Origin of the sequence: Sulfitobacter dubius (assembly GCF_027214245.1) — a bacterium.
Lineage (GTDB): Bacteria > Pseudomonadota > Alphaproteobacteria > Rhodobacterales > Rhodobacteraceae > Sulfitobacter > Sulfitobacter dubius_A.
Genome location: NZ_JAPWHM010000002.1, coordinates 338520 through 356634 on the forward strand (window position 1 = coordinate 338520; position 18115 = coordinate 356634).

Annotated in this window: 20 protein-coding genes; 11 read left to right on the forward strand and 9 right to left on the reverse strand. The window is 61.5% G+C overall.

What is annotated here, in order from left to right; all coding sequences use genetic code 11:
• Positions 1 to 44: 44 nt before the first annotated feature.
• Genes O4H31_RS05480 through flgF form a run of 4 tightly spaced genes read right to left on the reverse strand, consistent with a single transcriptional unit; the run spans position 45 to position 3033 of the window.
• Positions 45 to 815 (reverse strand): flagellar basal body L-ring protein FlgH, encoded by a 771-nt coding sequence (locus O4H31_RS05480; RefSeq protein ID WP_269343595.1) that lies wholly within the window; start codon positions 813 to 815, stop codon positions 45 to 47.
• The gene (gene flgA / locus O4H31_RS05485; protein ID WP_269343596.1) at positions 812 to 1471 is read right to left on the reverse strand and encodes a flagellar basal body P-ring formation chaperone FlgA; all 660 of its coding nucleotides are present in this window, start codon (positions 1469 to 1471) and stop codon (positions 812 to 814) included. Before flgA ends, O4H31_RS05480 begins: the two co-directional genes overlap by 4 nt.
• Positions 1471 to 2256, reverse strand: coding sequence for a flagellar basal-body rod protein FlgG (gene flgG, locus O4H31_RS05490; RefSeq protein WP_067938908.1), 786 nt, complete (start codon positions 2254 to 2256; stop codon positions 1471 to 1473). The genes flgA and flgG overlap by 1 nt, the downstream gene beginning before the upstream one ends.
• A 33-nt stretch (positions 2257 to 2289) precedes the next feature.
• Positions 2290 to 3033, reverse strand: coding sequence for a flagellar basal-body rod protein FlgF (flgF, locus tag O4H31_RS05495; RefSeq protein ID WP_093928350.1), 744 nt, complete (start codon positions 3031 to 3033; stop codon positions 2290 to 2292).
• Positions 3034 to 3132: 99 nt separating this feature from the next.
• Between flgF and O4H31_RS05500 the strand changes: the two genes are divergently transcribed.
• From O4H31_RS05500 to O4H31_RS05550, 11 genes are all read left to right on the forward strand, one after another.
• Entirely contained in the window at positions 3133 to 4899 is a 1767-nt protein-coding gene (locus O4H31_RS05500) for a hypothetical protein (protein WP_269343601.1), read from the forward strand.
• 98 nt (positions 4900 to 4997) lie between these two features.
• The gene (locus tag O4H31_RS05505; RefSeq protein WP_269343603.1) at positions 4998 to 6266 is read left to right on the forward strand and encodes a flagellar hook protein FlgE; all 1269 of its coding nucleotides are present in this window, start codon (positions 4998 to 5000) and stop codon (positions 6264 to 6266) included.
• A 12-nt stretch (positions 6267 to 6278) separates the two neighbouring features.
• Positions 6279 to 7694: a flagellar hook-associated protein FlgK gene (gene flgK, locus O4H31_RS05510; RefSeq protein ID WP_269343605.1), complete on the forward strand. Its 1416-nt coding sequence runs from the start codon at positions 6279 to 6281 to the stop codon at positions 7692 to 7694.
• 7 nt (positions 7695 to 7701) lie between these two features.
• A complete protein-coding gene (locus O4H31_RS05515; protein ID WP_269343607.1) occupies positions 7702 to 8763 on the forward strand; it encodes a flagellin in 1062 nt (353 codons plus the stop codon).
• Positions 8764 to 8778: 15 nt separating this feature from the next.
• The gene (locus O4H31_RS05520) at positions 8779 to 9879 is read left to right on the forward strand and encodes a flagellar basal body P-ring protein FlgI (RefSeq protein WP_260011716.1); all 1101 of its coding nucleotides are present in this window, start codon (positions 8779 to 8781) and stop codon (positions 9877 to 9879) included.
• Positions 9880 to 9888: 9 nt separating this feature from the next.
• The gene (locus tag O4H31_RS05525; RefSeq protein WP_120350420.1) at positions 9889 to 10191 is read left to right on the forward strand and encodes a rod-binding protein; all 303 of its coding nucleotides are present in this window, start codon (positions 9889 to 9891) and stop codon (positions 10189 to 10191) included.
• Complete coding sequence (locus O4H31_RS05530; protein WP_209217508.1) at positions 10188 to 10565, forward strand: hypothetical protein; 378 nt, start codon at positions 10188 to 10190, stop codon at positions 10563 to 10565. Before O4H31_RS05525 ends, O4H31_RS05530 begins: the two co-directional genes overlap by 4 nt.
• Positions 10566 to 10672: 107 nt before the next feature.
• Complete coding sequence (locus tag O4H31_RS05535; RefSeq protein ID WP_269343613.1) at positions 10673 to 11644, forward strand: flagellin; 972 nt, start codon at positions 10673 to 10675, stop codon at positions 11642 to 11644.
• A gap of 105 nt (positions 11645 to 11749) precedes the next feature.
• Positions 11750 to 12154, forward strand: coding sequence for a flagellar biosynthesis regulator FlaF (gene flaF, locus O4H31_RS05540; protein ID WP_093928359.1), 405 nt, complete (start codon positions 11750 to 11752; stop codon positions 12152 to 12154).
• A gap of 1 nt (position 12155) precedes the next feature.
• Positions 12156 to 12581, forward strand: coding sequence for a flagellar biosynthesis repressor FlbT (locus tag O4H31_RS05545; protein WP_269343615.1), 426 nt, complete (start codon positions 12156 to 12158; stop codon positions 12579 to 12581).
• Positions 12578 to 13411, forward strand: coding sequence for a DUF1217 domain-containing protein (locus tag O4H31_RS05550; protein ID WP_269343617.1), 834 nt, complete (start codon positions 12578 to 12580; stop codon positions 13409 to 13411). Before O4H31_RS05545 ends, O4H31_RS05550 begins: the two co-directional genes overlap by 4 nt.
• 6 nt (positions 13412 to 13417) lie before the next feature.
• Here the strand turns inward: O4H31_RS05550 and O4H31_RS05555 are convergent, their stop codons facing one another.
• The 5 genes from O4H31_RS05555 to fliF are packed head-to-tail and all read right to left on the reverse strand — an operon-like array spanning position 13418 to position 18108.
• Positions 13418 to 14467, reverse strand: a complete 1050-nt coding sequence (locus O4H31_RS05555; protein ID WP_067629210.1) for a flagellar motor switch protein FliG — start codon at positions 14465 to 14467, stop codon at positions 13418 to 13420.
• A 22-nt stretch (positions 14468 to 14489) separates the two neighbouring features.
• Positions 14490 to 15326, reverse strand: coding sequence for a flagellar type III secretion system pore protein FliP (gene fliP, locus O4H31_RS05560; RefSeq protein WP_269343619.1), 837 nt, complete (start codon positions 15324 to 15326; stop codon positions 14490 to 14492).
• Positions 15313 to 15759 carry a FliM/FliN family flagellar motor switch protein gene (locus O4H31_RS05565; protein WP_269343620.1) on the reverse strand — a complete coding sequence of 149 codons (447 nt, stop codon included), beginning with the start codon at positions 15757 to 15759 and terminating at the stop codon, positions 15313 to 15315. The genes fliP and O4H31_RS05565 overlap by 14 nt, the downstream gene beginning before the upstream one ends.
• On the reverse strand, positions 15746 to 16408 hold the full coding sequence (locus tag O4H31_RS05570; RefSeq protein WP_067938953.1) for a FliH/SctL family protein: 663 nt from the start codon (positions 16406 to 16408) through the stop codon (positions 15746 to 15748). Before O4H31_RS05570 ends, O4H31_RS05565 begins: the two co-directional genes overlap by 14 nt.
• Positions 16405 to 18108: a flagellar basal-body MS-ring/collar protein FliF gene (fliF, locus tag O4H31_RS05575; protein WP_269343623.1), complete on the reverse strand. Its 1704-nt coding sequence runs from the start codon at positions 18106 to 18108 to the stop codon at positions 16405 to 16407. The genes O4H31_RS05570 and fliF overlap by 4 nt, the downstream gene beginning before the upstream one ends.
• Between the last annotated feature and the right edge of the window lie 7 nt (positions 18109 to 18115).

An 18115-nucleotide genomic window follows, 5' to 3' on the forward strand; every position in this document is an offset into this window, starting at 1 on the left:
TCGATTGCGACGGCAATGGTCTCACTTTGTGACCAAGTCGCGAATTAATAGGGCAGGATCACATCCATCGCATCTTCGCCGTAACTCCGCTCTTGGGCGCGCGAAAGCGTGCCGCGACCGCCATAGGCGATGCGGGCCTCGGCGATCTTGTCATAAGAGATGGTGTTGTCGTCACGGATGTCGGCAGGGCGCACGATCCCGGCCATGCGTAGCTCACGCAGCTCTTGATTCACCATGATTTCTTGGCGTCCCGCGACCACAAGCGTGCCGTTGGGCAGCTTGTCGATGACCAAGGCGGCCACTTTAAGCTCAATCTGTTCGTTGCGCGAAATGGCGCCAGAGCCGCTCGCTTCGGAGGCTGAGCCGATCTCGACGACATCGCCACTCGGCAGGTCGGCTGCGCTGATTCCGGGCAGAATTGCGGCAATTTTCGCGCCATAGCCAAAGAATGTTGGGAAACCGATGGAGCTTGCGCCCTCGCGTTCGCGATCGGTGGAGTTGCGCAATTGCGCCCGGTCGTCGATTGAGATCACGACCGTGACGATATCGCCGATGTCATCGGCACGTTGATCGGAAAACAGCGGTTGGCTGCGGGCCGAAAAGAGTGAGGCCTTGGCGCTGCCGCGGCGTGGAGGCTCCATTGCCACGGCGGGCATCGGCACCTGCACGCGGGCCACCTCGGGAATGGTTTGCCCATCCACCACGATCGGCGAGGGCTGCGGATCGCGGTCGAAGTGATCTGCGGTATCGCAGGCGGACAGGGCAAGGGCGGCGCCGAGCATCAAGACAGAGGGGCGCGCGAAAGCGGTGGTCATCGAATGATCTCCACGGTCCCTTCGCCGGTGGCGATGCCGGTGACCGTTTTGTTGCTGACAAGGTTAACGATACGGATTTCCTGCCCCTCATGCGCGTCATCAAGCGCGCGCCCCGGAGAGGAGAGGGCCAGAAGCCCGTCGCTGAAATAGATCTCCACCCGCTCGCCCCGGTTGATGACCAAGGGCTGGATGATGGACTGGATCTGGATCGGGCGGCCCGGCGTCAGGACGCGGCGCACCTGCTTGCCGATAACCTCTTCCATATCTGTCATCACATAGGTGCCGATGCGGCCCACGGGCAGGCGCATGACAGTCAGGTCGTCTTCCATGATGATGTCATCGGGCAGCAGGCGCGTGATGGGCACGGGGACCGGCATGGTCACAAGGGCATAGCCCGCAATGCGCTGCACCTCGCCCGTCTCAAGCACCGCATTGGCCAGAAACTTGCCGCTGCGCGGGTCCATCCAGAACTCTGCCAGCGTCAACACGGCCTCAGCCGGGGCGTCCTTGACCGTGATCTCGAACTCGCCATCCTGCGGCAGGCTGTCGGCGTAATCGGCGCGCGCGCGTTCCTCGACCAACACGCCGATGGGGGCCGACAGGGCAGGGCCCGTCAGCGCCATCAGGCCGAAGAAGAGGGCGGCGAGCCTTTGCATTAGCGGATTTGGTTCGCAGCCGAGAGCATCTGGTCTGCGGTCTCAATGGATTTAGAGTTCATCTCATAGGCGCGCTGCGCCGAGATCAGATCGGTGATCTGCTGGATGACGTTCACGTTGGACGCCTCAAGATAGCCTTGACGGATCATGCCCGCGCCCGGATCGCCGGGGTTCACCACCTGTGCTTCGCCCGAGGCTTCGGTCGCCAGCAGGAAGTTGTTGCCGACCGGGCGCATCCCCGGCTCGTTGACAAAGGTGGTCAGGCTGAACTGGCCCAGTTCCACCGGCACGGGATCGTTTTCGACATAGGCCATGACGACGCCCTGTTCGTTGATCTCAACCGCTGTGGTGTTTTCGGGCACGACCATGCCCGGCTCTACGCGGTAGCCCTGCATGGTGACGATCTCCCCCTCGGGGGAAAGCTGGAACGACCCGTCGCGGGTATAGGCGGTGCCGCCATCGGGCAGTGTGACCGAGAAATAGCCACGCCCGTCAATGGCGACGTTGAGCTGGTTCTCGGTGGCGACCATGCCGCCTTGGGTATTCAACCGCACGGTGCCTGCGGTCTGCACGCCCATGCCGATGTCGATGCCCACGGGGCGAGTCGATCCGGCCTCGGATGTGACAGCGCCCTCGCGCTGCATGGATTGATAGATCAGATCCTGAAAGGCCGCGCGGCTGGCTTTAAACCCGGTGGTGTTCGCGTTGGCGATGTTGTTCGAGATCACATCGACATTGGTCTGCTGCGCCATCATGCCGGTTGCGGCGATGCTAAGTGCCTTCATTGTCTCGTTCCTTCCGTTTCACGGATGTCGGGGTCAGACCGCCTGCGCGATCCGTTTGAGCGAGTCGCGGCGCAGGTCGTCCGCATTGCCCATCATGGTATTTGTGCGCTCATAAGCGCGCTGCACGTCGATCAGCCGCGTCATCTCGCGCACCGGGTTCACGTTGCTCAGCTCCAGCGTGCCTTGGCGCACCTGCACAGTCTCAGCTACGGCGGGATTGGCAGCGCCCTCGGGGGCGACCAACATGCCGCCGCCAAGGCGCTTGTAGCTTTGGATTTCAGGGATGTTAAAAACGCCAATACGGCCCAGTGGGCCGGTCTCGCTGCCCGAAATTGTGCCATCTTCGGAAATGTTGATGTCGCCCAGTCCTGCGGGTGGCAGTTGGATCGGTGCACCGCCCGCGTCGAGCACTTTGGCCCCCGACAACAGGGTCAGATTGCCTTCCGGGTCGAGGACAAAGCTGCCATCGCGGCCAAAGGCCTGCTGCCCATCTGCGGTTTGATAGCTGAACCACCCCTCGCCATGCAGCGCCACGTCTAGCGGGTTGCCGGTCTGCGACAGCGCGCCGGGGCGGGTGTCGATGTAGGAGCCCGTATCGCTGACGAAAGCCGCCTGATCGTCGCCAAGCGCGGTGTTGTCCTGCAACAGCGCTTCGAACACCACATGCTCGCCCTTGTAGCCTGCGGTGCTGGCGTTGGCGATATTGTTGGCGGTGATGTCGAGTTGGCGCTGCAAAGAAGTCGCCAGCGACATGCTGATATGGCTGGTTTCCGTCATGGCGGGCCTCAGTTTGGGCAAGGATGGCGTGACATTATTGAAGGTCAGTGTGAAATAAAGAATGGATCTTTACAAGAATAAAGTGCATCTATTCTTAGAATGAAACATCTGCACAACATTGTTCTTGGTCTCTCTTTGATCTTGGCCGCGCCTGTGGCGGGGGAGGAAGGGTCTGTCTTTGCGCCTCTGTCCTTGGTGGAACATGGACAAAAGGATTTCCTTGCCGCACGTGAAGCGCTGATGATGCAACTTCTGGCGGCAACCGATCCGGAGGACCCCAAGCGGGCCGCGGCGCTGCTGGACCTTGCGGAACTGCACCTTGCATGGATGATGCGCCCCGAGGCGGCAGGCTTTCTGGCGGGGCTCGACGCCGAGACCCTCAAAGGTGACGCAGCGCGGCGGCATCGAACATTGAACCTCGCACTCGCTTTACTGCAAGAGGACGCAGGCGCGGGCGGAGATTTGGGGCAGGCGGTGTCTTGGTCCGTCGGGTGGAGCGAGGGGCAGGCTCTGCGAGCGGCGGCCTTTGCCCGGCTGGGGGCGGCGGAGGAGGCTGCGCGTTTGATGCCGCGCACGCTGGAGAGCCTCGGCGCCCTGTCACCCGCGATCCAAGCCGCGGTGCTGCCGGACCTGCTTGAGGCGGCTTTGGAGGCCGAAAATTGGGATGTGGCGCAGGCATTGGCCGCGCAGTTCCCCAAACATGCCGAGTTGCGTGATGGCCCGGCTTATCGCTACCTGCTGGCCCGCGCGTCAGAAGGGGCGGGCGATCTTTTGATGGCCTTTGAGGGGTATGTCCAAGCCGCGCAGGGCCGCGATGCCTATGCGCAACGGGCGCGGCTCGCGCTGGTTCGGATGGGGCGAGAGACCGAGACTTTGCCGGGGAAAGATGCGCTGTCGCTGCTCAAAACCGCCCGCTGGATGTGGAGCGGGGATGGCCTTGGTCGCGAGGGCGCGGTGCTGCTGGCCGAGGTCGCGACAGAGCAGGGTGATACCGATACCGCCCTTTGGGCCTTGCATAATTTGCTGCGGAGCGCCCCTGATGATGAGGCCGACGCGCTACGCGCACAGGCGCGGGACATCTACGGCGCATTCTACGCCGCGGGCGCTGCAGGTGAGCTTGATCTGGGGCCGTTCCTTGAGGGGCACGCCCGCATCAGCGCCCGCTGGCGCTTTGATCCGGGTTTTGTGGAACATGCCGTCGCCGTGCCGCAGCGCCTGCTGGATACGGGTATGACAGCCCTTGCCGCGCGGGAATTTCGCGCTCTGCGTGAGATGGCTGAGGCCTTGGAAGGGGTCGGGGCGAATGCCCCGGACGCCGCCCTTTTGGCCGATCTGCGCCGCGGCGAGGCTCGCGCGCTTTTGGTGGGCGGGCAGGCGGATGCGGCCGTAGATTTACTAAGCGGCTATGCCGACGACCAGGGGGCTGAGGCCGAAGCCCTTTTGGTCGAAGCCTTGGCGCAGGCGGGGCGCACGGATGAGTTGGCCGCCCTGCGCCTGCGCGCCCAAGACATGGACCTGCGCCGCAGCCGTGCGGTGGCCCTATACGAGACCGGCAAATGGAGCGCGGCCCGGCAGGCCTTTCTTGAAATGTGGGAGGCCCATCCCCCGCAGTTCGCCTTTGCCGATGCCACGCGCCTGACCCTTGCCGCCTATCAGGCGGGCGATAGTGAGACCGTCGCCCGGGCCGCCGCGGCCTTTCCCGCGCTTGCCGAATTGCCCGGCTGGGCAGACCTCGCCACCGGGCTCGGCGCACAGCCCCGTGGGGAGGGGCCGCTGGGATCAGACGTGATGCGGCTGAGCATGGAAAGCGCGGACCGTATCCTTGAAGCCGTGACCAAAGTGACGGATGTCAAGGAAAGTCAGTGACATAAATATCAAATTCAAATTTTATTCTTGCTTTGGCCATGAAGAATCGGCTTTCTCATGTATAGGTCAAGAATAACAAGAACGAGCAGGATCAAGTCATGAGCATTACAAGCGCCCTTCAGATCGGGGTCAGCGGGTTGCAGGCCAACTCCTCCCGCGTCCAAAACATCTCTAGCAATATCGCCAACGCCAATACGGTTGGCTATCGGCGGACCTTCTCGGAATTCGTGACGCAGAATACCGGGGCGACGCAGGCGGGGGTGCTCACGGATGTGCGGGCTGATATCTCGGCCAATGGCAACATCATGGGCACCGGTCGCTCAACTGATTTGGCGGTGCAGGGCGATGGCTTTTTCGTCGTGTCGCGCAACCCCAATGATCCTGTCGAATCCAACTACTACATGACCCGTGCGGGCTCCTTTACCCCGGATCAGGACGGCAACCTGCGCAACTCTGCGGGTTATTTTCTGTCGGGCTTTCCCACCGATGCAGCCGGAGCCACCGGCAGCGTCAGCAGCACCAGCTACAATGACCTCAGCACCGTGAATGTGGCCAGCTATCAGGTTCAAGGCACGCCCAGTGCGCGCGTCGGCGTGTCGGGCAATGTGCCTGCGCAAGAAACCGGGGCCGGCAGCACCGGCACGGCCTTCGAATCCACCCTGCGCTACGTCAATCAGTTGGGCGGCAGCGACGCACTGACCCTGTCTTGGGCTCCGGGCACCACGGCCAATGAATGGACCGTCAGCATCAGCGATGAGGCAGGCAACAGCTATGGCGATGCGAGGGTGAATTTCACGGACAGCGGCGTCAACGCGGGCAGCCCCGAGAGCTATACGCCCGGTACCCTGCCGATTGACCCCGCGACCGGTGTTGTGACGCTGCAGATCAACAACGGCGGCACTCCACAACCGCTTGAGATCGATTTCGGCGCGCCCGGCACCTTTGAGGGGATGACCCAGTTCTCGGGCGATTACACGCCTCCGGCTTTTGCGGATGACGGCACTGAGACCGGCAGCCTCGAGCGGGCCGAGATGAGCGACAGCGGTATCCTTTATGGGGTTTTTGACAATGGTCAGCGCCGTGCGCTGTTCCAAGTGCCGCTTGCCAATGTTGCCAACCCCGACCAGATGCGCTCGGTCGATGGCAACGCCTATGTTGCCACCCGCGATTCCGGCGCGGTGAGCATCGGCAATCCGATGCTGAACGGTCTGGGCAGCATCAACAGCGGCGCGTTGGAAGGCTCCAACGTGGATATCGCCCAAGAGCTTACCGACCTGATCCAAACGCAGCGGGCCTATTCCTCAAGCGCCAAAATCATCACCACCAGCGACGAGATGCTGAGTGAAACGCTAAGTATCAAACGTTAACTCGGTGCATGAATGAGCATCTCATCCGCCTTTAGCATTGCCCGCAGCGGGCTGAGCACGACAGAGGGTCGCGCCAACCTTGTTGCGGGCAATATCGCCAATGCGCAAACCGAAGGTTACGTCCGTCGTGAAGCGGCGCAGGTCTCCACCAACGGTCAAAGCGGAACGGTTGAGCTGCGCATCGCGCGGCAGGTGGATGAACGCCTTGCAGGCATGTCGCGAAATGCTTCGGCTGAACTGGGCCAAGCCTCTGCCACGAGCGAGATTCTCGGCAGCTACCTGATCACTTTAGGCGAGCCGGGCGATGAGGTCTCCCCCGCCGCCCGTCTGGCGGAGTTTCAGGCCGGTCTCGACCTTTTGGCTAACAACCCCTCCGACCCCGCCGCGCAGAACGACCTTTTGTCGCGGAGCGAGACCTTGGTGCACAGCATCAATAAAGCCGCTGTTGAGCTTGAAGCCAGCCGCGGGCAGGCTGGAGATAGCCTCGTCTCGAGCGTGGGCGAGGTGAACGCAGCGCTGTCGGATATTGCCGAACTGAACGAGCGTTTGGCCCTTGCCGGGACCGATCCCACCGGCACCAGCGGGCTGATGGATGAGATGAACCGCCGACTTGATGCTTTGGGCAGTCAGATGGATTTCCAGGGCCGATGGGAAGCGGATGGAACGCTGACGCTGCACACCACCGGCGGCACGGAACTGGTCTATGGAGAAACCGCCGTGCGGCTGAGCGCCAACCCCGAGACGGGGCGGCTGATGGCCGGGGATGTTGATATCACACCGAACAGCCCCACCGCGCGCGGGTCCGACAGTGGCCGGCTTGCGGGGCTGAGCGGGTTGATCGCCAATGACCTGCCGCAGATGAAGCTGCAATTGGATGAACTCGCCCGCGGGCTGGTGCAGAGTTTCGAGGTCGCCGATGCCTCTGTCGGGGCCGGGCAGCCGGGGCTGTTCACCGACGCGGGTGGCGCGTTTGACCCGGCGCAATTGGATGGGCTGGCCGGGCGGCTTTCGATCAACAACAGCGTTCAGCCCGATAAGGGCGGCGCGCTGTGGCGTCTACGCGATGGCGTCGGGGCCACAACCCCCGGAGAGCCGGGCGACACCACGCAATTAAACGCCTTCGTCGATGTCCTCGAAACGGGGATGACCTTCGACGCGGCGACCGGCCTGAGCACCAATGCGCGTCTGGGGGATTTCGCCGCTGATCTGGTCAGCCAGCAGAACGTTCTGCTGGTCAGCGCCGACGCGCAGGCCGAGACGGCCCGCGTGCGCCTCATCACCTTTGAGGACAACCGCAGCAGCATTGAAGGCGTCAACGTCGACACCGAATTGCAAAAGCTCTTGGAAATCGAACAGGCCTACGGCGCCAATTCGCAGGTGCTCAGCAGCCTGAGCGACATGCTCGACACCCTTTTGGCAAGCGTGTGAGGATAGAATGACCGAGATTTCCCGCACCGTGTCCACCGCCCTGCAAAGCCTGCGCCAGCGCGAGCAGACCAGCCGCCTCGCCGCCGAGATTTCGGACGTGTCCAAAGAGGTGACGACTGGACTCAAGGCCAACCCCTACGACGATCTGGGCCACCGCTCTGCCGATGCCATCGCGATCCGGATGCAGATTACCCGCAACGATGGTTTCCTGACTTCCAATGCGCTCTTGGACCGCCGCTTTCTCGCCGTGGAAACCTCGCTTGGCGCTATGCGCGATGTCGGTCAAAGTGTGCTTGAGCAAGCCTTCGCCACCGACAACGCGGGTGGGCTTTCGGCGACCTATCTGTCGCAGGCGGCGCGCACGGCGCTTGACCAAGTGTTGGAACGTGCAGCGGTCAGCGACAGTTCCGGTTTCCTGATGTCCGGCACCCGTACTGACACGAACCCGCTGCAGGCATGGGACGAGATCAACCCGCGCACGGGGGAATCCCCGGCCATCGCGGTGGATCATATGATCGGCGGCCCCCTGACGGATATGGCCGACGTACAGCGCGCCATCGACGATCTTAAGGCAGGCTTCGGCGACAGTTCGGTGTTCTTCAACCATAATTTCGAAAACACCTTTTACAACGGTGCACCGACGGGCAATCCGCCGCTGACCTCACGCACCTCTGAGACTCAGACGCTGACCCAAGGCGCGCAGGCCAACGACCCTGCGATCCGTGATCTGATGCGCGGTTTGGCCATGCTGAGCGCGTTTAACCCCAGCGATATCCCCGATGAAGCCGCCCGTGATGCGTGGCTAACCGAGGCCCGCAGCGCCATCGGCGCGGGGCTCGAAGGGCTGACCGATCTGGAAACCCAGACCGGCCTGAAACGGGCGCAACTGGCCGATACGATCTCGGCCCAAGAAAGCCGGGCGCTGTTTCTCGACGCCGAAGTGATGAACCTCGAGGGCGTCGATCAATATGACGCAGCCACCCGTCTGACCCAATTGCAAAACCAGCTCGACTCCAGCTTTGCCGTCACCGCGCGCCTCTCGCGCCTGTCCTTTTTGAACTACCTTTAACCGGAACCGCCGCCCATGAACGCCCTGTTTAAACTCCTGCTGATCGGCCTCACCTTCGCGCTTGCCGCGCCGGCGGCTGCACAGGTGCGGATCAAGGATATCGTCACGGTCGAGGGCGTGCGGTCGAACCAATTGGTCGGCTACGGGCTGGTTGTGGGCCTCAACGGCACGGGCGACAGCCTGCGCAACGCGCCCTTCACCGAACGCGCGATTGAAGGCATGTTAGAGCGGCTCGGCATCGGCAACCTGACCGAAGACCAGATGCGCACGGCGAATACTGCCGCGGTCATGGTTACCGCATCCCTGCCGCCCTTCGCGCGGATGGGCAGCACCATTGATGTGGTCGTGTCCTCCCTGGGCGATGCATCTTCTCTGCGCGGCGGCACGCTGATCGTCACGCCACTGACCGCCGCCGATGGTGAGATTTACGCCGTGGCCCAAGGCCCGATCGCCGTCGCGGGTTTCGCGGCGCAAGGTCTCAATGCCTCCATCGTCGAAGGCGTGCCAACCGGCGCGCGGATCGACAACGGCGCCATCGTCGAGCGTGAGGTCGACTTTGATTTCAGCGAGATGACCAGCATCAAACTCGCGCTGCGCAACGCAGATTTCGTCACTGCGCAGCGGGTCGAGGCCGCCATCAACCAAGCCATGGGCCCGGTCGCCACCGCCATCGATTCGCGTACCATCACCGTATCCGCCTATGGCAAGGGATCGTTGATGGAGACGATGGCCCTGATCGAGCCGCTGCAAGTTCAGCCGGATCAGGTCGCCAAAGTGGTGATCGACGCACGCTCCGGCACCATCGTCATCGGCGCGAATGTCCGCATCGACCGCGTCGCGGTCAGCCAAGGTGGCCTGACCGTCACCGTCCGCGATGATTTCAATGTCAGCCAGCCTGAATCGCTGTCGATTGGCGGGACCACCGTGGTGGTGCCGAATTCCTCGGTCGGCGTGGAAGAGAAAGACGCGAAATTCGCCGTCATCGACGGGTCGGTCAGCCTGCAACGTCTGGTCGATGGGCTGAACGCCATCGGCGTCGGCGCGACCGAGACGATTTCTATCCTTCAAGCCATCAAGGCGGCGGGCGCTCTGCATGCCGACCTCGAGATCATCTAGGGGCAGGTTATGGAATTCGCATCTCTCCCAATCCCCGCGCCGACCCCGGCAGCCAAGCCCGCAGTGACCCAGGCCGACGCCGTCACCGCCGAGAAAGCGCAGGAGTTCGAGGCGATGTTCCTCGGCCAGATGGTCGATGAAATGCTCTCGACCGTGGACATCGGCAGCTTCGGCGGCGGTCATGCTGAAGAGACATGGCGCAGCTTTCTGTCCAACGCGATCGGCGAAAGCATCGCCGAGCAGAACAGCACCGGAATTGCCCGCAGTATAGAGACCGCCATGCAGCGCTATCAAACGGGGGCAGACCGATGAGCGATCCGCGCAAAGCACTCGCCGCCGTTGACGCCTTGGGCAATCTGCTGCGCCGCGAAATCGCCGCGGTGGAGGGCGGGGCGTTCAATCAACTGGTCGAATTCGCCAGCGAAAAAGCCCGACTCACCGCCGTGCTGGAAGAGCAACTCAGTCACGACCCCGAAGCGGTCAGCAAAGATAAATTGCGCGATCTAAAAGATCTGATCGCGCGCGATCATCACCACCTGCAACTGGCCCGCCAAGCCACGTCAGAGATGATCTCACAGGTTTCCCAAATCCGGGAAAAGCACAGCATTGCAGGCATTTACGGCCGAAGCGGTGCGAAACGTGACAACCGCGCAACACTGATGACAACCGTGGACAAAAGTTTCTGAATTGCCTCAATGTTGCCAGTTTTTCGCGTAAAAACGTAATCAAGCGGGTTCGCCCCGCAGTTGTCAGAAAGACGACCTAACGAACTAGAATAGTCTGGAATAAGAATATGTCTTCGATCAACACAAACGCCTCCGCAATGAACGCTCTCGCAACTTTGCGGAACGTCAATTCGAGCCTCAATCAAACTCAAGATCGTATTTCGACAGGTCTGAAAGTCTCCTCCGGTAAGGATAACGCAGCTTACTTTGCGATTTCCGAAACCATGAAGGGCGACAGCGGCATGACCAAAGCCGTGAATGAGAGCCTGACACTGACCAAGAACTCGGTTGCGACCGCGCGTCTTGGCGCAGAGCAGTTTTCCGATCTGGCGACGGAATTCCGTGACAAGGTTGCCTTTGCCCAGGAAAACAAGGGTGGTCTTGGCGAAATCGAGGCCGACTTGACTCGTCTGGTGGCCGACATGGCAGCGATTATGTCGCAGTCGACCTTTAACGGGGACGACCTCGTAAACGCCGCCAAATCTGATAACGCGGCCACTCCTGCGGCTTCAACACCGCTTGCTTTGGATGTCTATGGCGGTACCGCCACCGCTTCGACGAGTGCCGCTGCAGCCGACCGCCAGATCATTACAGGTATCAGCCGGGATGCAGGCGGCACCCTGCAAACTACAAAAATCACTGTTTCGCCAGTTGACCTCAACAAACAACTTGAGACTTTCAGTGCGATTGCGACGGACTTTTCCACGCGGGCGGCAGCAACTGGTGACGTCGATACCGATGGCACGATCGACGGTGACCAATACCTTGCCAACGTTCTGACGCTGGCCGATACCGCAACCCAAGCTACTGTTGACGCAGCGACTTCCCTCGGTCAGTCCGAGAAGTCGATCGAGCGTCAGCAAGAGTTCCTGACCAAGCTCTCCGACAACCTCGACTCCGGTGTTGGCGCGATGGTTGACGCCAACATGGAAGAAGAAGCCGCCCGTCTTCAGGCGCTTCAGGTTCAGCAGCAGCTGGCATCGCAGTCCCTGTCGATCGCCAACCAGGCACCGCAGAACATCCTGAGCCTGTTCCGTTAAGGAATAGGGTTTTCGGGGCCAGAGCCTAGCGCTTTGGCCCCGGTCCAACCGCCTCAGAATTTGCGGTTGGCAGGCAGCAAACTATAAAAACAAGGAAGAATTCCTATGGGGCTGGCAGCATACAAACGAACCATTCGCGAGAGCGAAACCCCGCGGCAGATCGAGCGCCGCATTCTGAGCCGCGTCACACATGACCTTGCCGACAAGGGCCAAGGCTTTGATGCGACCGAAGACAAAAGCGAGCGGTTGAACATCCTCGCCTCCGGTCTGCGCGACGCAATTTACGAAAACCAACGGTTTTGGTCGGCCCTGCGCTTTGACCTGTCCGAGCCGGAAAACAAGATGCCCGACGGGTTGAAAGCCTCGCTCATTTCCATCGCGCTTTGGGTGGACCGTCACAGCACCGCGCTGATGGCTGGCGAAGGTCGTTTGGCCGGTCTGGTTGAGATAAATGGCAATATCGCCGCCGGTCTGGCCGGGCAGGCTGCGCCGCAGATGCAGGAGGTGTAAGATGCTGAAACTCACCCTCCGCCCCCGCGAACGTGTGGTCGTGAACGGCTGCGTCATCCGCAACGGCGACCGCCGCCAAGCGCTGACAGTCGAGAACCGCGCCGACATCGTGCGCGAGTCCGATCTGTTGAAGCCGGATGCGGAATCCACGCCTGTTTCCAAGGTCTATTTCTTGGTGCAAACGGCGCTGATCCGTCCCGATACACGCGATCAAATTCTCCCGATGATCCAGCAGGGCTTGGCCGATCTGGCCTGTTGCTTTGGCGCGGAAATGCGCAGTCGCATCATGGAAGCGGCGAACTTCGTCTCTATGGCCGACTTTTATAAAGCCATGAGCGAATTGCGCGCGGTGCTCAAATACGAGACCGAGCTGATGCAGCTTCGCCCGGCGCCTCCGGCGCCTAACCATGAGGCCGCGCACGCATGATTTCGCTGGGCGGCATTGGCACGCAGGTGGCGGTTAAGCTGTTTGACGCAACGCGCGACAAACAGCTCGACCTTGCCGCCAACGATGCCTTGAACGCCCGGCAGATCGAAGCCTTTAAAGAGCGTATCGGCGATATCAAATCCGCCAAGGAATTTGTCGCCGATACCGAAGTCTACACTTTCGTCATGCGGGCCTTTGATCTTGAGGATCAGATTTTTGGCAAGGCAATGATCCGTAAAACGCTAGAGAGCAATTCCGATGAGTCTTCGGCTCTGGTGAACCGGTTGAGCAACCCGAAGATCAAAGAGATGTACGATACGTTAGGCTTTGCCCCCGATGGCGGGCGGAGCTTTAACTTCAATCGCACGGGCTGGCAGGATGAGATGATCGACCGGTTCAAAGAACGGGTCGTTCTAAACTCTGCCGGGGAAGACAACGAAGGCGCCCGGATTGCCTTGGAGTTCAAATCCAAAGCCTCTGAAATCAACACTTGGCTCGACGTGTTGAAAGACGAAGACCTCGGAAAATTCATGCGCCGTGCGCTTGGCGTGCCGGATGAAGCTATCCAAGTCGATCTCGACCGCCAGATCGCGCTTTTTGAGCAGAAGTTTGACATCGAAAAGCTGAAAGACCCCGCCGAGGTCGACAAGCTCGTCTCACGGTTCTCGGCGATTTACGATGCGGTAGAGGGCGTCTCGTCATCGTCGAGCACCGTGCTTTCGCTAATGCAGGGGGCCGTCTCTATCGGTCAGGGCAGCACTTTCACGGCCATCACCATCGACATTCCCACGATCACCGGCGGCTACAGCGCGTCGAGCGCCTACCGCTGATCCCCGTTATTCGATGAATTCGTCGTCATCGGCTGCCGAGGGCAGTTCGATGACGCCCTCGTCGGCGAGGGTCTTGGCATATTCTACCATAGCGGCCTGTGCGGCGCGCACATCGCGGCCCCGGACCGGGCCGGTAGCGGCCATTTCGTCCATCAGCATCTGACGCGAGCGTTGTGGCAGGCATTCCATCAGGTGATCGCGCTGCTCTTTCTTGGCGCCGCGCATCGCCATGGGCAGGGTGGCCCCATCCAGCCCGCGCATCACCTGCGCCAAGTCCTGCATCGGCAGCTTGAACAGATCGTCAAAGACGAACATACGCTGTTTGATGGCTTGGAAGGCGTCGGGAATACGCGCGTCCAGCGCGCCGGAAAGCTCTTCGAAGGCCTGCACATCTAACTGGTTGAACAGGTCCGCCATGCGTTGATGCGTCTCGACCGAATTGGTGTGCATCGCGTTCGACAGAATGTCTTGTTTCAACGTCTCTTCGATCTGCTGCATCATGTGCAGCGGCACGGCTTCCATCGCGATCATGCGCTCGGCGATGTCTTGCATCCGCTCAGGGCCTAGCAGGGGCAGCACTTTGGCCGCCACGCTGGTGTCGACGTTGTTGAGGATCGCCGCCGCGGTCTGGTCGTGCTCGCCCTTGAGATAGTTGGCGATCACCGTCTCATCCAGCGCGCCAAAGCCGCGCCACATGGCGTTCTCGCGTTCGCTGTCCTTGAGCCCGGCCATGATGCTGGTCACCTGTTCTTCGGGCATGAACTTGCGCAGCATGGATTCTGCGGTCGACAGCGAGCCTACGACCGATCCGGTGCCGCTGACCACCTTTTGGGTGAACTCTTTGAGCACATGTTCCACTACCTCTGCCGGGATCGGGCCAAGACGGCTCATGGCGCTGGTGATGCGCTCAATCTCGGCGGTGCCGAGCTTTTGCATGAGTTCCGAACCGGTCTGCTCTCCGAGGCAGAGAAAGGTGATGGCCGCCTTGGTGGGGCCGTTCAGATCCTCCACCGTGATGGGCTTTCTGCGGGTTTTGGAAAGGGCATTGGTCGACATGGTTAAATCCTTTCGGTGCAGGTCAGCCACCGGCAAGCGGCACATAGCTTTCGATCAGCGATCCTGCCAGCATGTACCAACCGTCGATCAGCACAAAGAAGATCACCTTGAACGGCAGGGAGATCAACACCGGGGGCAGCATCATCATGCCCGCACTCATCAAGACCGAGGCGATGATAAGGTCGATGGCCACAAAGGGCAGGTAGATCAGAAAGCCGATGGTAAAGGCGCGGCGCAGTTCCGAGATCATGAAGGCCGGAACAAGATGGCGAAAGGTGGCCTCCTCTGCCGAGGCGGGCAGGGGGGTCTCTTCGGCCTCTTCATCCGCAGGGGCGATGCGCAGGAACAAGGCGTAATCCTCGGGCCGGGTGTTGACGTACATAAAGTTTTTGAAGGGCGTGGCGATCCGCTCCAGCGCCTGTTCTTCGCCGATGGCGTTTTCCAATAGCGGCTCGACCCCGGCCTCATAGGCGTCCTCGAACACTGGCTGCATGACGAAGAAGGTCATGAACAGCGCCAGCGAGGTCAGCACGATATTGGGCGGGGTCTGGTTCAGGCCAAGGGCCGAGCGCAGCATCGACAGGACAATGACAAAGCGCGTGAAGCTGGTCATCACCACCAAAAGCCCCGGCGCGATGCTCAGCACGGTGACCAGCGCGATGAACTGAACAATTCGGCCCGACAGATTGGCGTTTTCGTCACTGCCGGGCGCGGTGTCGCCAATCACATCCGACAGCGTGGAGAGAAACCCTCCGTCTTGGGCCATGGCCATGCCGCCGCTGGCGAGAAGCACCAGCAGGGCAAGGCCCATGCGGCCCGACGCATAGGCGCGCAGAGAGGGAAGGTCAGTCAGGGACATAGTCCTTGACGATCTGGGTCAGGGACACGCCAAGCCGGTCTTCGCCGACCTTCACAAGATCGCCGCGCGCCACCAGACGGTCAGAGACCATGAGGTCGACCGGTGCGCCGATTTTGCGGTTCAGCTCTACAATGGAGCCTCGGGTGAGTTCCAGCAGGCGCGAAATCGGCATGCGGGCTTGGCCCAGCACGATCTGCACATCAAGGCCGACGTTCAGCATCGCGTTGATGCCAGCGCCACCGGCCTCGGGACGGGGGGCAAGGGCGTTGCGCGAGTCTTCGGTGTCGAGTTGCGGGAAGACGCCCGCGTCATCGCTGCCTGTGCTGGCGGTATTGCCAAAGGCATCGGCGCGCGGCTGTTCTGGCGTTGCGTCAGGTGCTTTGCCTTCGGCGTTGTTGTCGTCTTTGGGCGATTGCAGGTCAGGCTTGTCCATTTCCGTCCTTCTCCTTTTGTGCTTTCAGCGCCCGCGCATGGGTGTCGCGCAATTCGGCGAGCAGGCGGTCGCAAATCTTTTTGAACCCGTAATCAAGGCTGCCGTGATCCCATTCCATGCGGGCATCCCCATCGGGCAGGTCGGCATCGGCGCGCAGGTCCAGCACGCCGTCGCATTTGTAGTACACAGCGCGTTGGCGCAGGTCTGGGCCAATCTGGTCAAGCGTGGCGGGCGACAGGCGCACTTTGATCTGGCTCGAACCGATGGCCATTTTCAGCGATTGGGTCACGGTCTTTTTCACCCGCGCGGTCGACAGGCGTTCGATCACCTCGGGCAGGACGATCTCGCAGGTTTGCAGGGTAAAGCCCACGATTTGCGCCATCAGCGCCTCTTGATGGGCCTGCATCGCCTGCGACAGCCGCGCTAGTTCCTGCGCCAGCTTTTCGGCCATCACGGCATGTTCGGCCTGCATTGTCTGATGCATCTCGGCCCGGCCAGCGTCAGCCCCGGCCAGATAGCCTTCGATATGGCCTTGTTTGTGGGCCTTCTTGATCTTCGCTTCGATCTCTTCGGGCGTGGGCAGCGCCGGATCCTGCGGCTTGCTTTTGCCGTCCTCGTCGAAGTTTTGCAGCTTGAGGGTCGTGATCACAGATCATCCCCTTCCGACAGCCATTGGCCCAGAACCCGCAGGGCGTCTTCGGTGTTGTCTTCGGCCAGTTCGGCCACGGCGCGCAATTGGCTGTGCTGGACTGCGCCCTCGACCGAGGCGAGATGCACCATGTCGCGGGGCATCTCGTCCATTGGGCCAAGCACCGCACCGGTCTGGACGCCCGCCGGGGTGGGCAGGCGGTTTGGCGGGGTCTCGCTCTGGGTGCCGCCGGTCAATGCTTTTGGCGCGTTATCCCGCTCAGGACCGTCTAGCAGGCCCGCGTCGGCGCCAGCACCGGCCAGTGCGGGCTGGGGCAGGGTGGCATCCAGCACCATGCGCAGCGGGCGGGCGCCCAGCACCATGATGATCGCCACCAGCGCCAAGGCAAAGAGCGAGCGCAGGATGGTCATGGCGTTATCGGCCAGCACCGCGCCCAAGCCACGGCCTGCGGGGCTGCTGAACTCGGAATCGAAATCAAGGAACTGAAGGCTATCGACCTGCACCTGATCGCCGCGGGCCTGATCAAAGCCGATGGCCGTGCTGACCAATTGGCTCAGACGTTGCATTTCTTCGGGGCTGCGCTCGATATAGCCCTCGGACCCGTCGGGCAGGGTGCCATAGCTGCCGTTCACCAGCACCGCGACCGAGATACGCTCGATATCGCCCGGCTCGCGCACAAGCTCGCTCTGGACCGAGCCGATTTCGTAGTTGATGATCTCGTCATTCTCGGAGCGGGTGGACTGCCCCGCGCCGCCGCCCGCATCGTCGCGCAGCTCATCGGGGATATTGTTCGCCACATCCACCGTCGCCGCCGCCGGGTCGGTTTCATTGGAGTTGCGCACGCGGGTTTCGATCGACCGCGCCACCTGCTGGGCGGGATCAAAGCTACGCGAGACGCGGACTTCACGCTCGGTCGTCAGATCGACGCTGACCCGCACGCGGGCATTGCCCGGCCCGACGCGGGCGTTGAGAATGGATTCAACCTTTTGCGCCAGTTGCTCTTCGATCATGCTGCGCTGACCTTGGAGAGAGAAGTCAGAGCTGCCGCCCTCGTCCTTGGCCAAGATCGTCTCACCCGAGGCCGACAGGACGGTTACGTTCTGCGCTTCCAAATCCGCCACAGCAGAGGCTACCAATGCTTGGATCGCCTGTGCTTGGCTGCGGGTCATGCTGGCGTTGGCTTGCGAGCGTACGATGACCGAGCCGCTGGCCTCGGCCCGGCTGCGCGAAAACGCGGCGCGTTCGGGCAGCACCAGATGTACCCGCGCGGCTTTGATGCCGCTGATGGTTTGGATCGACCGGGCCAGCTCGCCTTCCAGCGCGCGCAACCGGTTCACCTTTTGCATGAAGGAGTTCATCCCCATGCCGGACATATTGTCGAAAATCTCCCAACCCGGCACGCCTTCGCCGGGCAGCCCCGCATCGGCCAGCGCCATACGGGCGCGGGCAATGTCGTTTTCCGCAACCGAGATCGTATCGCCGTTGCGTGACAGGTCGACCGTCAGACCTGCTTGCTCCAACGTCTGCATCATCTGCGACGCGGTGCCGGGGCTAAGCTGGCTGTAAACCGGAACATAGGTGGGGGCGAGGATGGTCCGCGCGCCGATAAAAATAGCCGCGGTGATCGCCAAGCCGATGCCGCCCAGAAGTGCCAGCCGCTTTGGACCTAAATCCTTAAGGTTTTCAACGATCTGATTCACGGGCCCT

Bases quoted from the DNA above. Each gene is read 5' to 3' on its own strand.
- O4H31_RS05530 (WP_209217508.1), top strand. From the start codon at position 10,188: ATGAGCGATCCGCGCAAAGCACTCGCCGCCGTTGACGCCTTGGGCAAT.
- O4H31_RS05505 (WP_269343603.1), top strand. From the start codon at position 4,998: ATGAGCATTACAAGCGCCCTTCAGATCGGGGTCAGCGGGTTGCAGGCC.
- O4H31_RS05555 (WP_067629210.1), bottom strand. From the start codon at position 14,467: ATGTCGACCAATGCCCTTTCCAAAACCCGCAGAAAGCCCATCACGGTG.
- O4H31_RS05500 (WP_269343601.1), top strand. From the start codon at position 3,133: ATGAAACATCTGCACAACATTGTTCTTGGTCTCTCTTTGATCTTGGCC.
- O4H31_RS05520 (WP_260011716.1), top strand. From the start codon at position 8,779: ATGAACGCCCTGTTTAAACTCCTGCTGATCGGCCTCACCTTCGCGCTT.
- O4H31_RS05480 (WP_269343595.1), bottom strand. From the start codon at position 815: ATGACCACCGCTTTCGCGCGCCCCTCTGTCTTGATGCTCGGCGCCGCC.
- fliP (WP_269343619.1), bottom strand. From the start codon at position 15,326: ATGTCCCTGACTGACCTTCCCTCTCTGCGCGCCTATGCGTCGGGCCGC.
- flgG (WP_067938908.1), bottom strand. From the start codon at position 2,256: ATGAAGGCACTTAGCATCGCCGCAACCGGCATGATGGCGCAGCAGACC.
- O4H31_RS05525 (WP_120350420.1), top strand. From the start codon at position 9,889: ATGGAATTCGCATCTCTCCCAATCCCCGCGCCGACCCCGGCAGCCAAG.
- O4H31_RS05545 (WP_269343615.1), top strand. From the start codon at position 12,156: ATGCTGAAACTCACCCTCCGCCCCCGCGAACGTGTGGTCGTGAACGGC.
- flgF (WP_093928350.1), bottom strand. From the start codon at position 3,033: ATGACGGAAACCAGCCATATCAGCATGTCGCTGGCGACTTCTTTGCAG.
- flgA (WP_269343596.1), bottom strand. From the start codon at position 1,471: ATGCAAAGGCTCGCCGCCCTCTTCTTCGGCCTGATGGCGCTGACGGGC.
- O4H31_RS05565 (WP_269343620.1), bottom strand. From the start codon at position 15,759: ATGGACAAGCCTGACCTGCAATCGCCCAAAGACGACAACAACGCCGAA.
- flaF (WP_093928359.1), top strand. From the start codon at position 11,750: ATGGGGCTGGCAGCATACAAACGAACCATTCGCGAGAGCGAAACCCCG.
- O4H31_RS05550 (WP_269343617.1), top strand. From the start codon at position 12,578: ATGATTTCGCTGGGCGGCATTGGCACGCAGGTGGCGGTTAAGCTGTTT.
- flgK (WP_269343605.1), top strand. From the start codon at position 6,279: ATGAGCATCTCATCCGCCTTTAGCATTGCCCGCAGCGGGCTGAGCACG.
- O4H31_RS05535 (WP_269343613.1), top strand. From the start codon at position 10,673: ATGTCTTCGATCAACACAAACGCCTCCGCAATGAACGCTCTCGCAACT.
- O4H31_RS05515 (WP_269343607.1), top strand. From the start codon at position 7,702: ATGACCGAGATTTCCCGCACCGTGTCCACCGCCCTGCAAAGCCTGCGC.